This window comes from Xanthomarina maritima (genome assembly GCF_008084905.1).
Lineage (GTDB): Bacteria > Bacteroidota > Bacteroidia > Flavobacteriales > Flavobacteriaceae > Xanthomarina > Xanthomarina maritima.
Genome location: NZ_VSFC01000020.1, coordinates 41,129 through 55,367, shown reverse-complemented (window position 1 = coordinate 55,367; position 14,239 = coordinate 41,129). Strand labels below are relative to the sequence as shown.

Annotated in this window: 15 protein-coding genes; 9 read left to right on the top strand and 6 right to left on the bottom strand. The window is 30.4% G+C overall.

Annotated elements, in window-relative coordinates:
- The first annotated feature begins 92 nt into the window (after positions 1 to 92).
- Both queA and rlmN read left to right on the top strand, forming a co-directional pair.
- The gene (gene queA, locus FVF61_RS04045) at positions 93 to 1,142 is read left to right on the top strand and encodes a tRNA preQ1(34) S-adenosylmethionine ribosyltransferase-isomerase QueA (protein ID WP_148453637.1); all 1,050 of its coding nucleotides are present in this window, start codon (positions 93 to 95) and stop codon (positions 1,140 to 1,142) included.
- 217 nt (positions 1,143 to 1,359) lie between these two features.
- Positions 1,360 to 2,400, top strand: a complete 1,041-nt coding sequence (rlmN, locus tag FVF61_RS04040; protein WP_148453635.1) for a 23S rRNA (adenine(2503)-C(2))-methyltransferase RlmN — start codon at positions 1,360 to 1,362, stop codon at positions 2,398 to 2,400.
- Positions 2,401 to 2,452: 52 nt separating this feature from the next.
- Here rlmN and FVF61_RS04035 read toward each other — a convergent pair whose 3' ends face one another.
- Positions 2,453 to 3,274: a T9SS-dependent choice-of-anchor J family protein gene (locus FVF61_RS04035; protein WP_148453633.1), complete on the bottom strand. Its 822-nt coding sequence runs from the start codon at positions 3,272 to 3,274 to the stop codon at positions 2,453 to 2,455.
- A gap of 157 nt (positions 3,275 to 3,431) precedes the next feature.
- Between FVF61_RS04035 and FVF61_RS04030 the strand changes: the two genes are divergently transcribed.
- From FVF61_RS04030 to FVF61_RS04015, 4 genes are all read left to right on the top strand, one after another.
- Positions 3,432 to 4,409, top strand: coding sequence for a polyprenyl synthetase family protein (locus FVF61_RS04030; RefSeq protein ID WP_148453631.1), 978 nt, complete (start codon positions 3,432 to 3,434; stop codon positions 4,407 to 4,409).
- 129 nt (positions 4,410 to 4,538) lie between these two features.
- A complete protein-coding gene (locus FVF61_RS04025; protein ID WP_148453629.1) occupies positions 4,539 to 5,102 on the top strand; it encodes an RNA polymerase sigma factor in 564 nt (187 codons plus the stop codon).
- Complete coding sequence (locus FVF61_RS04020) at positions 5,089 to 5,829, top strand: hypothetical protein (protein WP_148453627.1); 741 nt, start codon at positions 5,089 to 5,091, stop codon at positions 5,827 to 5,829. Before FVF61_RS04025 ends, FVF61_RS04020 begins: the two co-directional genes overlap by 14 nt.
- A 28-nt stretch (positions 5,830 to 5,857) precedes the next feature.
- Positions 5,858 to 6,940: a porin family protein gene (locus tag FVF61_RS04015; protein WP_148453625.1), complete on the top strand. Its 1,083-nt coding sequence runs from the start codon at positions 5,858 to 5,860 to the stop codon at positions 6,938 to 6,940.
- A 118-nt stretch (positions 6,941 to 7,058) separates the two neighbouring features.
- On the opposite strand, the gene FVF61_RS04010 is transcribed toward FVF61_RS04015, so the two are convergent.
- Entirely contained in the window at positions 7,059 to 7,337 is a 279-nt protein-coding gene (locus FVF61_RS04010) for a hypothetical protein (RefSeq protein ID WP_148453623.1), read from the bottom strand.
- Positions 7,338 to 7,694: 357 nt separating this feature from the next.
- On the opposite strand from FVF61_RS04010, the gene dnaG reads away from it, so the two are divergent.
- Positions 7,695 to 9,653, top strand: a complete 1,959-nt coding sequence (gene dnaG, locus FVF61_RS04005; RefSeq protein WP_148453621.1) for a DNA primase — start codon at positions 7,695 to 7,697, stop codon at positions 9,651 to 9,653.
- Here the strand turns inward: dnaG and FVF61_RS04000 are convergent.
- Together FVF61_RS04000 and nadE are read right to left on the bottom strand one after the other, a co-directional pair.
- Positions 9,650 to 10,279: a response regulator gene (locus tag FVF61_RS04000; protein ID WP_148453619.1), complete on the bottom strand. Its 630-nt coding sequence runs from the start codon at positions 10,277 to 10,279 to the stop codon at positions 9,650 to 9,652. The two genes, dnaG and FVF61_RS04000, sit on opposite strands and share 4 nt — an antisense overlap.
- 90 nt (positions 10,280 to 10,369) lie before the next feature.
- Complete coding sequence (gene nadE, locus FVF61_RS03995; protein WP_148453617.1) at positions 10,370 to 11,158, bottom strand: NAD(+) synthase; 789 nt, start codon at positions 11,156 to 11,158, stop codon at positions 10,370 to 10,372.
- A 93-nt stretch (positions 11,159 to 11,251) separates the two neighbouring features.
- Here nadE and gldB point away from each other — a divergent pair, with 93 nt between their 5' ends.
- Both gldB and gldC read left to right on the top strand, forming a co-directional pair.
- Positions 11,252 to 12,214 carry a gliding motility lipoprotein GldB gene (gene gldB, locus FVF61_RS03990; RefSeq protein ID WP_148453615.1) on the top strand — a complete coding sequence of 321 codons (963 nt, stop codon included), beginning with the start codon at positions 11,252 to 11,254 and terminating at the stop codon, positions 12,212 to 12,214.
- Positions 12,214 to 12,546 carry a gliding motility protein GldC gene (gene gldC / locus FVF61_RS03985; protein ID WP_148453613.1) on the top strand — a complete coding sequence of 111 codons (333 nt, stop codon included), beginning with the start codon at positions 12,214 to 12,216 and terminating at the stop codon, positions 12,544 to 12,546. Before gldB ends, gldC begins: the two co-directional genes overlap by 1 nt.
- Before the next feature lie 46 nt (positions 12,547 to 12,592).
- Here gldC and aqpZ read toward each other — a convergent pair whose 3' ends face one another.
- Complete coding sequence (gene aqpZ / locus FVF61_RS03980) at positions 12,593 to 13,282, bottom strand: aquaporin Z (RefSeq protein ID WP_148453611.1); 690 nt, start codon at positions 13,280 to 13,282, stop codon at positions 12,593 to 12,595.
- Between the two features lie 147 nt (positions 13,283 to 13,429).
- Positions 13,430 to 14,230 carry a DUF2490 domain-containing protein gene (locus tag FVF61_RS03975; protein WP_148453609.1) on the bottom strand — a complete coding sequence of 267 codons (801 nt, stop codon included), beginning with the start codon at positions 14,228 to 14,230 and terminating at the stop codon, positions 13,430 to 13,432.
- Between the last annotated feature and the right edge of the window lie 9 nt (positions 14,231 to 14,239).

Below are 14,239 nucleotides of genomic sequence, written 5' to 3'. Positions count from 1 at the left end.
ATACTTGACAACCCCTACTTTCAGATTGTATATTTGCAACCTTTGTAAAAAACAAAACACTTTCATTTTAATTTAAAAATTGATAGAAACACATGAAATTATCTCATTTTAATTTTAACCTTCCAGAAGAATTATTAGCAGAATATCCATCAGAAAACAGAGATGAATCTCGTTTAATGGTTTTAAATCGTGAGAAACAAACCATCGAGCATAAAATGTTTAAAGACCTTATAGATTATTTTGATAAGGATGATGTCATGATTCTTAATAACACCAAAGTATTTCCTGCTAGACTTTTCGGTAATAAAGAAAAAACTGGAGCAAGAATTGAAGTGTTTTTATTAAGAGAATTAAACGAAGAACAACGTCTATGGGATGTGCTTGTAGATCCAGCTAGAAAAATTAGAATAGGAAACAAATTATACTTTGGAGAAGGCGAATCTTTAGTTGCAGAAGTTATTGATAATACAACCTCTAGAGGAAGAACCTTACGTTTTTTATATGATGGTTCTTATAGAGATTTTCGTTTAAAACTAAGAGAATTAGGAGAAACACCACTTCCTAAATACATTAAAAGAGAGGTAGAGCCAGAAGATGAAGAGCGTTACCAAACCATTTTTGCTAAAAACGAAGGAGCTGTTGCAGCACCAACTGCAGGACTTCATTTTTCTAAGCATCTTTTAAAACGTTTAGAAATTAAAGGTGTTAATCTGGCAGAAGTTACATTACATGTTGGTTTAGGCACATTTAATCCAGTTGAGGTTGAAGATTTATCTAAGCACAAAATGGACAGCGAAGAAATTATTATTAAAAAAGACGCTGTAGATATTATTAATACTGCAATAAAAAATAGAAAACGAGTATGTGCTGTTGGTACAACTGCTATGCGTTCTATAGAGAGTTCGGTGTCATCAAGTGGCACATTAAACGAGTTTGATGGCTGGTCTAATAAATTTATTTTTCCTCCTTACGATTTTAGTATTGCTAACTGTATGATTACTAATTTCCATACACCAAAATCAACTTTATTAATGATGGCTTCGGCATTTGCTGGACATGATTTTATTAAAAAAGCGTATGATGAGGCAATTAAAGAAAAGTATAAATTCTATAGCTATGGTGATGCTATGTTAATCATCTAGTGTTATAATTAAAAATAATAAGCCTCTAATTTAGAGGCTTTTTTTATTTCTGTGCATGCCTTACCGTCGTAATACTTCGGTAAGTCGTGCTTTCGCTAGTCGCTTTATTGTAAACAAAAAGAGCTCCAACAATAGCTCAATCACTCAAGCTAAATCTAAATACTATTCCCTGATTACTAGCAACAAATTCCTAAATAACTATTACTTTTGCAAACACATGGAAACAAAAAAGAAAGACATACGAGCTTTAACAAAAGAGCAATTAAGAGACTTCTTTATAAAAGAAGGAGATCAAGCTTTTCGTGGCAATCAAGTGTATGAATGGTTATGGAGCAAAGGCGCTCATACCTTTGAGGATATGACAAATATCTCGAAAGAAACCAGATACATGCTTGAAGACCATTTTGTTATAAACCATATTCATGTAGATACTATGCAAAAAAGTAACGATGGCACTATTAAAAATGCTGTTCGTTTACATGATGGATTAATTGTAGAATCTGTTTTAATTCCTACCAAATCTAGAACAACAGCTTGTGTTTCCAGTCAGGTTGGTTGTAGTTTAGATTGTAGGTTTTGCGCAACTTCTAGATTAAAGCGTATGCGAAATTTAAATCCGGACGAGATTTTCGACCAAGTTGTCGCCATAGATAGAGAAAGTAGATTATATCACGACAGACCCTTAAGCAATATTGTTTTTATGGGTATGGGAGAGCCTCTCATGAATTATAACAATGTATTAAAAGCCATAGATAAGATTACTTCAGACGAAGGTTTAGGTATGTCGCCAAAACGCATTGTTGTTTCAACTTCTGGCGTGCCAAAAATGATAAAAAAAATGGCAGATGATGAAGTGAAATTTAAACTCGCTGTGTCACTTCACTCAGCCATCGATGCCGTTCGAACATCTATCATGCCTTTTAATGAGAATTTTCCATTAGCAGATTTACGAGAAGCTTTGGAGTATTGGTATGCCAAAACAAAAAACAGAATTACCTATGAATATGTGGTTTGGAAAGACATAAATGACAAGAAGAAAGATGTAGATGCTTTAATTGCCTTTTGCAAGTTTGCCCCAAGTAAAGTGAATTTAATTGAGTACAACCCAATTGATGATGGCGAATTTCAACAAGCAAATTCTCAAGCTATAGATATGTATGTCTCTATGCTTGAAGCAAACCATATTACAGTAACTGTAAGACGGTCTAGAGGAAAAGATATAGATGCTGCTTGTGGGCAGTTAGCAAATAAGAGTTAAAAAAAAAGCTGCCTTTGTAGACAGCTTTATATTTATTTTTTATTCACTTTATTTAAAAAGCAATTTTCTTTCTAAATACAGCATTAGTTAGTGGATTTGTAATTTCAATAATGTAGATACCTGTAGTAAGTTTAGTAGCATCAATGGTATGTGTTTCGTTATTAGTTTTACCCTCTAATACTAGTTGACCAGTTATATTTATAAGCTTATAATTTACTTCACTATTAATATTATAAATTGAGATATAATGATTGTTACATGCAACTTTATACCTGTTTGGCTCTTCAAATTCATCAATACTTAAAGTTTGAGCGCTAACAGTAACATCATCGACTGATAAGAAATCTTGATCTGAACAATCCCAATGTCTAAAAGCAACATAAACTTGAGCCTCACCAGCTAGATCAGAAATATCAAATGTATGATTAACTGGTGTTCCTGTGTTTCCTGCATCACCTAGAGTTTCAGTCATGGAAGTTGCCGAATTTACCAAGACACTAATATCATTTGTTGTGCCAACATGAACACTGTATTTTTCTTCATCCCATGTAGCTGCAGCAACTTGAGTAATCCATTCTAAAGTAATTGGAGTTGTAGCTGTAGATAAATCAATTACAGGAGAAACTACCCAGTTGTCTGGGTTTAATGGAATTTGTTGCCATGATCTAGATATTAAAGACACTGGTGTGATATAACCACCCATACCATCACCTACAGCAGGAATATCTCCCCAATTATTCCCATCGCCATCAGCATCAGTCACTGACCAATCTGAAATGTCTTCATCATTAAAATCGTCTGACCAAACAACAACTTGTGAGTTCATTGTAAAGCATAAAAAAACACATGCAACTAATAATGTAAAATTTTTCATAAATAAGGGTATTTATTTGGTTAATAGATGTTTAAATTAATAAAAATAAATGATTTTTATTAATTTAAAATTGATTATTTTCTAAATATATATGCAAGAATAGATTATCATATACATTTTTAGTACGTTTGTTATTAATATTTATCATCCTTTTCTGTTGAAAATTGTAGAACAAATAAAACAACCCATTGATTACGAAATGGAGCTTTTTGAACAAAAGTTTCAACTATCCATGTCTTCTAAAGTGGCTCTTCTTAATAGAATTACACATTACATTGTGAATAGAAAAGGAAAGCAAATGAGACCTATGTTTGTGTTTCTAGTTGCCAAAATGGTGTCTAATGGAGAAATTAGCGAACGAACCTATCGAGGAGCTTCTGTTATTGAGTTAATTCATACTGCTACTTTAGTTCATGACGATGTGGTAGATGAGAGTAACAGACGTCGAGGTTTTTTTTCAATCAATGCCCTTTGGAAAAATAAAATTGCTGTCTTGGTTGGTGACTATTTACTTTCTAAAGGTTTATTACTATCTATTGATAATAATGATTTCGATTTACTGAAAATTATTTCCATAGCTGTAAGAGAGATGAGCGAAGGTGAATTGCTTCAAATAGAAAAAGCAAGAAAATTAGATATTACAGAAGCTGTATATTACAATATTATTAGACAAAAAACAGCAACACTTATTGCTGCTTGCTGTAGCCTTGGTGCTGCTTCCGTAAAACCAGATTCAGACCATGTGGAACGTATGAGAAAATTTGGTGAGCTTATAGGGATGGCTTTTCAAATTAAAGACGATTTATTCGATTATGGTAAAGAAGCGATAGGCAAACCTACAGGAATCGATATTAAGGAGCAAAAAATGACTTTGCCATTAATTTATGTTTTGAATAAAGCAAATAAAAAAGATAAACGCTGGTTGATTAATTCAATTAAAAATCATAATAAAGATAAAATACGTGTAGCTGAAGTTATTAGCTATGTTAAGCTGCAAGGTGGTTTAGACTATGCCGTTTCTAAAATGAAAACATTTCAGGAAGAGGCATTACAAATGCTTCAAATGTATCCAGAATCTAATTACAAAACTTCATTAGAGTTAATGGTTAATTATGTTATTGATAGGAAAAAATAATTTATAACTATTTTAATTTCAGATATTTATAATTAATGAGGCGTTTTTAAAAAAAAAAGCTAATTAATCAGGCAACCTTTTTCAAATATTCTTCGTCTATATAAATAGAAGCAGAACAAATATTTTTAAGTGAAAGTTATACAACTCTATAAGAATGAGGCTGAGCTTATTAAAAAAGCAATAAAAAACAATCGTGAAGCGCAACACGTATTGTTTGAATTGCATGCAGCTAAAATGTTGAGTGTTTGTAGATATTATATTAAAGATGTGCAACAAGCTGAAGAAGCCATGTTAAATGGTTTTTTTAAAGTATTTAAGAATCTTAAAAGTTTTAAAGCTGAAGGAAGTTTTGAAGGTTGGATAAGGCGCATCATGGTTAGAGAATCTATTTCGTTTTTACGACAACAAAAACATATTGAATTTCCAGTAGAGCAGATTGAAGAAACTAAAGATGATTTTAATCAAATCACTACTGAAATAGAGGTTGCCGAAATCCAAAAAATAATAGATTCTTTACCAGAAGGATATAAAATGGTTTTTGTAATGTATGCAATAGAAGGCTATAAACATGCCGAAATTGCTAAACTTTTACAAATATCAGAAGGCACTTCAAAATCACAGTTATTTAAAGCAAGAAAGCTGCTTCAAGAGCAAATTATTAAACGAAACAACGCAGGTTATGGCTCCAATTAAATTTGAAGAAAACATAAAAGATAAGCTGGAGAACAGAACTCTACAGCCTACAAGTCAAGCTTGGAATACCCTTTCAAATAAATTAGATGCTGATGCTAAAAAGTCTTCTAAGAAAATTGTTTGGTGGCTTGGAATTGCTGCAAGTTTGGTAGGTATTCTATTTATGGTTAACATTTTTAATAGCACATCTGATATCAACAATAGTGAGTCTATTATAGTAAATACAGAAGACCAAAAGGGTGAGAATTTTCAAGATAAAAGTATCAAAGAGTCTAATCTAACTAAAGTTGTAATTGAAGATTCAAAAACTGAAATAGAACATCTAGTAGAAATGAATACAACTTCTAAAAGCCTTACAAATAATGTAGTTGTTAATAAAAAGAATCAAATAAATAAAGGGAGCATTACTGAGGTTGAACCGAATGTTGAATCAGAAATTGTAATTGACAAACCAATTTTAGTATTATCTACATCAGAAGTTGAATTAGCTCAAAATGAAAATCAAGAGAGTATTAAAAAAACGAAAACAAATATCGATGCTTTATTAAGTAAAGCACAGCAAAATTTAACTAACAAGAACCATATTAAATCGTACTCTATAGATCCAGATGCATTGCTTCAAGACGTTGAACAAGATCTAGACGAATCTTTTAGAGCAAAGGTATTTGAAACTATTAAAACAAATTACAAAAGGGTAAAAACTGCAGTTGCCGAACGTAACGATTAACAATTCATCCATTAAAAAACAAACAGTTATGCAAACAATTACTAAGTACTTAGCACTTATAGTGCTAACATTGGCTGTGCAATTAATCACTGCACAGGAAAACACAAACGAAGAAAAGATAGAAGCTTTACAAGCTCAGAAAGAACAAGTTGTAAATCAAGAAAAAGAATGGCTTAGAACAGAGGTTGAAGCCATAGACGAGCAATTATTTAATGACGAAATTTCACAAGAACAAGCAAATATTCTAAAAGAAGAATTAGCAACCAAGCATGCTTTAAATATTGAAAACAGATTGGCAATTATAGATAATAGAATTTCGTTATTAGAACGAAATGAACATGTGCCATATGATACAGGAGCAAATTTAGAAGGTTTTACAATAATTCTAGGAAAAGATAAAGACTCTGATGAGTTTGATACTGGAAGCCTTTATATTGGTCCACAAAAAAGAAAAGAACCAAAAAAATATGATAGACGTACTACAAGCGATTTAGTATTTGCTATAGGGTTTAATAATGCCATAATTGAAGGTCAATCTTTAAACGATTCTCCATACAAAATAGGTGGATCTGGATTTGTAGAGTTAGGTTGGGCTTGGAAAACCAGATTACTAAATAACTCTAATGCTATTCGTTTAAAGTATGGAATTTCTTTTCAGTGGAATAAATTAGATATAAAAGATAACAAGTATTTTCAGGAAGTAGATGATGTTGTTGCTTTAGAAGAGTTTCCTTTAAATCTTGACAAATCTAAGTTTAGATCTACTAATTTAGTTATTCCTGTACATTTTGAATTTGGACCATCTAAGAAAATAGAAAAGGAAAATTACTTTAGATATTCAACTTACAAAAAATTTAAAATAGGAGTTGGTGGATATGGTGGATTTGTGTTACAATCCATGCAGAAATTAAAGTATGATGATGCCAATGGCGATTTTCAAAAAGATAAAATTAAAGATTACAACACTAATAATTTTGTATATGGTCTAAGTTCTTATATCTCTTGGGGACACGTTGGAATATATGCTAAATACGATTTGTCGACTATTTTTAAAGATCAAGCCATAGACCAAAACAATATATCTTTAGGGATAAGATTTGATATGGATTAGTATAAGTAGTTAATTGAATTTAGACCTTTCAGGTTTTCAAAACCTGAAAGGTTTTTTTATAGTAAAATTGAGACGTCAAAATTTAATGTATTTTTTTAAGGTTTAATAGAGCTAATTATTATTTGTAATTAGAAACCCATAGCAGTTTTGAACTCATTGTATTTTTTGTATCTTCATTAATCTCAAAAGATTTTATTTGTTTATTTACTCCAGTAATTGCTCCAGAAAATAAGGATGATTCTCCTGCATCCCGGCAAACTCTAGTAGCTATTCCTACAATTGTACCTACGCTAGCGCCTAAACCAGCGTATATTAAAACATTATGACCTGGAATATGCTTTGTTTTTATTATTCCTATGTTATTTAATGGAATCTCCTTACGTTTATTATTTTTCATAAATTAGGATATAAGAATCATCGACATGATGCAATTTTCCTTTAGCAATTTTATTGCCTTCAATATCGTAAACACGAATAAATATTTCCTAGTTTTTCTCTTTAACATCTTGAGCTTTAACGTTAATAGATATGAGGATTACGAGTATAATGTTTAAAGATTTCATATTGCTTTAATTTTTAAAAAAAAAATGAGTAACATTATGTTATGCGTAGAAAGAGTTTATTTAAGATACAAAATAATCTTTATTAATAATATTTAAAAATGGTTTTCAAAAGGATTATTTTAAACACAATAAGTTTTATTACTTTTACCATTCGATGTAAATTGTATTTCCGAAACCACTAATTTTTTAAATTGATATCAAAATCCACCATAGATCAAGTCTTTGAAACTGCTCGAGTAGAGGAGGTTATTGGCGATTTTGTCCAACTTAAAAAATCTGGTAGTAGTTTTAAAGGTTTAAGTCCGTTTAGTGATGAGCGTTCTCCAAGTTTTATGGTGTCTCCAGTAAAGCAAATCTGGAAAGATTTTTCAAGTGGGAAAGGAGGGAATGTGGTAGCCTTTTTAATGGAGCATGAACATTTTACCTATCCAGAAGCTATTAAATATTTAGCAAATAAATATAATATTGAAGTTGAAGAAACAGAGCAAACAAGCGAGCAAAAAGAACAAGCAGACGAAAGAGAAAGCTTGTATTTAGTGAGCGAATATGCCAGTAAATATTTTCAGAAGATACTGCATAAAACAGATCAAGGTAAAGCTATTGGTTTAAGTTATTTTAAAGAACGAGGCTTTACTGAAGAAACTATTAAAAAATTTCAATTAGGTTATTCTTTAGATGAATGGCAAGCCTTTACAGATGAGGCTTTAAAACAAGGTTATAAACTAGATTATTTAAATAAAACTGGAGTTACTATTGTTAAAGATGAAAAGCATTTTGATAGATTTAAAGGACGAGTGATGTTTCCTATTCGAAGCATGAGTGGACGTGTTTTAGGTTTTGGAGGTCGTATTTTAATAGCCGATAAAAAAGCAGCAAAATACTTAAACTCTCCTGAAAGTGATATCTATCATAAAAGTAAAGTCCTTTATGGTATTTTTCATGCCAAACAAAGTATTGCTAAAGAAGATAATTGCTATTTGGTTGAAGGATATACAGACGTTATTCAGTTTCATCAAAAGGGAATTAAAAATGTAGTATCTTCATCAGGAACAGCCTTAACTCCAGAACAGATAAGACTTATAAATAGATTAACAAAGAATATTACAGTGCTTTTTGATGGTGATGCTGCCGGAATTAGAGCATCTTTAAGAGGTATCGATTTAATTCTGGAACAAGGCATGAATGTTAAAATTTGCACCTTTCCAGAAGGCGAAGATCCAGATAGTTTTGCCAAGCAAAATACTTTGGAAGAACTAACGGTTTATTTAGAAGAACATGCACAAGATTTTATTCAGTTTAAAGCATCTATGTTGTTTGAAGATTCTAAAAACGATCCCATTAAAAAAGCTGATACTGTAAGAGATATAGTTAATAGTATCTCTAAAATTCCAGATAGAATTAAACGTGAAATTTATATCCAAGAGTGTTCTAAAATCATGGATATTAGCGAAGGTGTCTTGTATAGTACTTTAGCACAGATGTCCAAGAAAGATTATCAAGACGCTAATAAACAATACAAAGAAGAGCAAAAAGCATTCGAGGTTATAAAAAACCAACAAACCAGAAAGAAGGTTGATGTTCAATATGAATTAGAACGAAAGATTATTCAAATTCTATTGCTTTACGGAAATAGAACTGAAGATTTTGAAGATTTAATTTTAAAAGAAAATGAAAAAAATGAACTTATTTTAGAACCAGTAATTCATCAATCAAAGGTATTTGAAAAGATATATTTAGACCTTCAAGAAGACGAAATGGAGTTTACAAATTTAAAGTTTAAAGAGCTGTATTATAAAATTATAGATACTTTAAATCAGAACCCAGAATTTGCTTTAGAAAGTTTTGTAAATGATGAGGATGCTGAAATTGTAGCTGAAATGACTACTATTTTAATGGAAGAAGAGCGTTATTCTTTATCCAACTGGAATAGAAAAAACATTTTCCCAAAAGATAAATCAGATTCTATATCTCAATTGGTTAGTGAAACTATATTGAGTTTGCGCTGCTTTTTAATTAGTAAGAAAATTGAAGAATTAAGTCTTGAAACAAAAGGAGATATTGAAAGACAATATAAAGATATTTTAGAAGAAGTGGTAGGCTATAAAAAATTGGACAATTTACTATCTAGAAAACTAAATAAGCCACTTTAAATTTCCATTAATTTTGCTCTATTAATTAAGTCTACAATATTCTCTACGTGTAGTTTTTTCATCAATCTCGCTTTATAAGTACTTACTGTTTTTTCGTTTATTTCTAATTCCTGTGCAATTTCTTTATTTTTTTTGCCAACAGAAATTAGTTTTAAAACTTCAATTTCTCTAGTTGAAAGTTTTTTATAAAGAGAACCAGAAGATTTAGTTACTCGTCTTCCAAATGCTAGTTGATTTGCTAGGTTATTACTTAAATAGGTGTCACCTTCAGCAACTTTCATGATGGCTTCTTTAATAGTAATTATATTTGCTTGTTTAGATAAATAACCTGATGCGCCAGCTTTTATAGTATTAAGAGCATAAATTTCTTCTGGTTGCGAAGTAAACATAAGCACTTTTATATTTGGATATTCTTTAGAAAGTCTTCTTAATGCTGTAATACCGTTTAATTTAGGTAAATCAATTTCAGATAAAATAACATCAGCATTTTCTTGTCTAAGAAAATCAAAAATAGCTTCTCCATTGCTTATTCCTCCTACAACCTTAATGTCATTAGACGCAACAAACAGAAGTTCAATTCCTTTTCTAATAATGGGGTGACTATCAACAACCAACAGTTTTATCATCTTAAAGAGTTTTAAATATCTTTACTGTCGAGGCAAAAAGTGAAACATATTAAGTAAAGATAGTAAATTTCTGTCGAATTTTAAATATTATTATTTTAAATTACTAGGAACCACACAAATAGGAATTGGATTCATTTTGTGCTGATTATTAGAGTTATAACGACTGTAAATTTTAAAAACTTCCTTTTCTCTACCAGAAAAATCAGATTCTTTTTTATTATTTTCAACCATATTCATAGCCCATTCTAATTCAGGATAAGAAGCACCAATTTGATCTTCATCACTTCTGGCATCTCCAAACAAACCATCGCTTGGAGCTGCTTTCATGATAGATTCTGGTACATTTAAGATACTTGCAATTTCATAAACTTCAGATTTTAACAAATCTGCAATAGGGCTTAAATCAACTCCTCCATCTCCATATTTTGTATAAAAACCAACTCCAAAATCTTCAACTTTATTTCCTGTGCCAGCAACTAATAATTTTTTTAAACCAGCATAATAGTACAATGTAGTCATGCGTAATCTAGCTCGAGTATTAGCTAATGCCATATCTACAATAGCTTGTTCGCCATCTAATGATATTTCAGTTTTAAACTCTTCAAAAACCGGAGTTAAATCTGTTCTAACATCTTTAACATTTATAAAGTGATTTTTTAATTGTTTAATATGTTCCTGAGCTCTAGACACATGGCTTTCTGCCTGATGTATTGGCATTTCAATACATAACACATCTAATCCTGTTTTTGCACATAAGGTAGAAGTAACGGCAGAGTCTATTCCTCCTGAAATACCTACAGCAAATCCATTAACTTTTGCGTTAATAGCATATTCTTTAAGCCAGTTTACTATGTGTTCTACTACTTTTTCTGTTTGCATTTTAAATGTATTTTAAACAAAGAATACTACCTTTGTCGAACAAAAATAAAGGAATCGCTTTATTAATAAAAATTAACACCCTTTTAGTTTTATATGAAACAACGTATTTTAATGTTTTTAATTTTAATTTCAATTTTTTCTTGTAGAAAGGATAATGGTGTTGAAAATGACATTTCAAAAATTAAAGTAGATTATATTATTGAAAGATTTGATATAGCTTTTGGTAAAGCCACAGTCTCTAATTTACCAGATTTAAAAAAAGCATATCCGTTTATGTTTTTTGAAAAGTATCCGGATTCTTTTTGGATTGCTAAAATTAACGATACACTCCAGCAGGAATTAACATTCGAAACTAATAAGATATTTTCAGAATTTAAAGAAGAAAATATAGAAATTAATAAGCTTTTTCAGCATCTTAAATATTATTTTCCTGAGTTTAAAACACCAAGGGTTATAACAACAACGTCTAATGTTGATTATAGAAATAAAGTGATTGTAACAGATACTATTGTGTTAATCTCATTAGACACTTATTTAGGAAGTGATCATGAATTTTATGAAGGTATTCAGCAATATTTAAGACAAGATTTTAATAGAGATCAAATAGTTGTTGATCTTGCTGGAGCTTATGCAGATAAATTTATATTTCAGCAGCAAAACAAAACCTTATTAGACGAAATGATTTATTTTGGAAAGCAACTTTACTTTAAAGATCAAGTTATTCCATTTAAAACTGATGCTGAAAAAATAGGTTATACAAATGAACAATTAGAATGGGCAAAATCTAACGAAATAGAAATCTGGCGCTTTTTTATTGAAGAAGAATTACTATTTAGTACGGATTCTAAATTACCAAACAGATTTATAAATCCTGCTCCCTTTTCAAAGTTTTATTTAGAAGAAATTGATAAAGAATCTCCAGGTCAAATAGGAAAATATATGGGTTGGCAAATAGTTAAAGCCTATATGGAAAGAAACGATGTTTCTTTTAAAGATTTACTTCAAGCCGATCCTAAAGACATTTTTAATTATTCAAATTATAAACCAAAAAAATAATGGCACATATAAAATCGACTATAGAATTAACGGTTGAGTTAGACGATAATAGAATTCCCGAAAAATTATCTTGGACTGCAGATGATGGAGGCATAAACAATGAAGAAGCTAAAGCTATGTTATTGTCTGTTTGGGACAGTAAAGCCCAAGAAACTTTAAGAATAGATTTATGGACAAAAGATATGCCTGTAGATGAAATGAAGTTGTTTTTTCATCAGACATTAGTGGCTATGAGTGATACATTTCATAGAGCTACTCAAGATGAAAAAATGACAGCAACCATGAAGGATTTTTGCGATTATTTTGCTGAAAAATTAGAATTAAAGAAATAAAAAAAGGCACTATTATAGTGCCTTTTTTTTATAAATATATTTTTTATTAGTCTTTGTTAGGAGCCATAAATTTATATACCAAACCAGCCAGAATAGCACCAACTATTGGAGCTACCCAAAATAACCATAATTGACCTGTAGCCCAATCTCCTACAAATAATGCCTGACTTGTACTACGTGCAGGATTAACAGATGTGTTAGTAACCGGAATACTAATTAAATGAATTAATGTTAGGGCTAAACCAATAGCTAATCCAGCAAATCCTGGAGACGCATTTTTATGTGTTGCACCAAGAATTACAATTAAGAACATAAATGTCATTACAACTTCTGTAACCAATGCAGAAGTCATGTCGTAACCCATAGGAGAATGTTCTCCGTAACCATTAGCAGCAAATCCATTTGAAAGACTAAAACCGTCTATACCACTTGCAATTAAATATAGAACTCCAGCACCAGCAATACCTCCTAATACTTGAGAGATAATATATCCAGGTAACTCTTTGCTATCAAAGCGTCCTCCCATCCATAAACCAATGGAAACAGCCGGATTAAAATGAGCTCCAGAAATATGACCTAAAGCATATGCACCAGTTAAAACAGTTAGACCAAATGCCAATGCGACACCTGCAAAGCCAATACCTAATTCTGGAATGCCAGCAGCTAATACAGCACTTCCACAACCTCCAAGCACAAGCCAAAAGGTCCCAATAAATTCTGCTAATAATTTTTTCATGTTTTTTAATTAGTTTAGTTAGTAATTTAAAGTTATGATTGTTAGTGATTTATAATTGAAGATACAAAAAAATTGTTTTAAAAAGCTAAATATTATTTTGTCTTTGGTTGTTATTTACACAAATTATTAATTATAGTCTATTCGATATTAATTTGATTCTTGCAATTGTTTTAATTTTGCTTCTTTTGATTTATTTTTTAAATGCCCGTTATAGACACGTAATCTTAAAATAAATTCGCTAGAGTTATTACTGGTTTGTGTTGTGTTTTTAGTTTCATTATAGATTAAAAACAATTCATATTTCCAATTGTTTTTAAGTTGATATCCAATTCCAGGAGAGATTCGAGTTAAATCGTTATTTTGATTTGATTTTTTTAAGTTTATAAACATTTCTACGCTTAAAGGAAAATATAAGCCTTCTGTAAATTTAACAAGGTGTTTTTTCCATTTCAATACTGTTGAAATTTGATATCTAATTCGATATCCTGAGATCCAACCAGAATTATTAAAAGCATTTTGGAATCGTTCTTCTAACCTAATATAATTAACTAGATTTATGTTTTTTATGGTTGGAATAATAAATTTAAAACCTTGTATAAATCTAATTTCCAGGTTGTTATCAGCATCGTTATTGTCTATAAAAATGACTCCGGAACCTAATTCAAACGATTCAATCAAAGGTTTTTTTATGTTTACGAACCCTATATGTTTTTTATGGGAAAAAGATAAAGTAGAAATGGCTAAAAATTTATTATAAACCTTTGGTGATACTTTTCTATAACCTATTTCTGTGTTTAATATTTTTGTGCTATCAACTAGGTTTTTAAAATTATAATCTAACCATATTTGGGTGTTTACTTTTACGTCTTGGTTGGTAATACTGTCTTGAGCTTTTGTATGAAAGCTAAACAAAGCAATCCATATTAAAAGTAGATGTTGGTATTTCATTTTGTTTTA

Bases quoted from the DNA above. Each gene is read 5' to 3' on its own strand.
- queA (WP_148453637.1), top strand. From the start codon at position 93: ATGAAATTATCTCATTTTAATTTTAACCTTCCAGAAGAATTATTAGCA.
- rlmN (WP_148453635.1), top strand. From the start codon at position 1,360: ATGGAAACAAAAAAGAAAGACATACGAGCTTTAACAAAAGAGCAATTA.
- FVF61_RS04035 (WP_148453633.1), bottom strand. From the start codon at position 3,274: ATGAAAAATTTTACATTATTAGTTGCATGTGTTTTTTTATGCTTTACA.
- FVF61_RS04020 (WP_148453627.1), top strand. From the start codon at position 5,089: ATGGCTCCAATTAAATTTGAAGAAAACATAAAAGATAAGCTGGAGAAC.
- FVF61_RS04015 (WP_148453625.1), top strand. From the start codon at position 5,858: ATGCAAACAATTACTAAGTACTTAGCACTTATAGTGCTAACATTGGCT.
- FVF61_RS04010 (WP_148453623.1), bottom strand. From the start codon at position 7,337: ATGAAAAATAATAAACGTAAGGAGATTCCATTAAATAACATAGGAATA.
- FVF61_RS04000 (WP_148453619.1), bottom strand. From the start codon at position 10,279: ATGATAAAACTGTTGGTTGTTGATAGTCACCCCATTATTAGAAAAGGA.
- nadE (WP_148453617.1), bottom strand. From the start codon at position 11,158: ATGCAAACAGAAAAAGTAGTAGAACACATAGTAAACTGGCTTAAAGAA.
- gldB (WP_148453615.1), top strand. From the start codon at position 11,252: ATGAAACAACGTATTTTAATGTTTTTAATTTTAATTTCAATTTTTTCT.
- gldC (WP_148453613.1), top strand. From the start codon at position 12,214: ATGGCACATATAAAATCGACTATAGAATTAACGGTTGAGTTAGACGAT.
- aqpZ (WP_148453611.1), bottom strand. From the start codon at position 13,282: ATGAAAAAATTATTAGCAGAATTTATTGGGACCTTTTGGCTTGTGCTT.
- FVF61_RS03975 (WP_148453609.1), bottom strand. From the start codon at position 14,230: ATGAAATACCAACATCTACTTTTAATATGGATTGCTTTGTTTAGCTTT.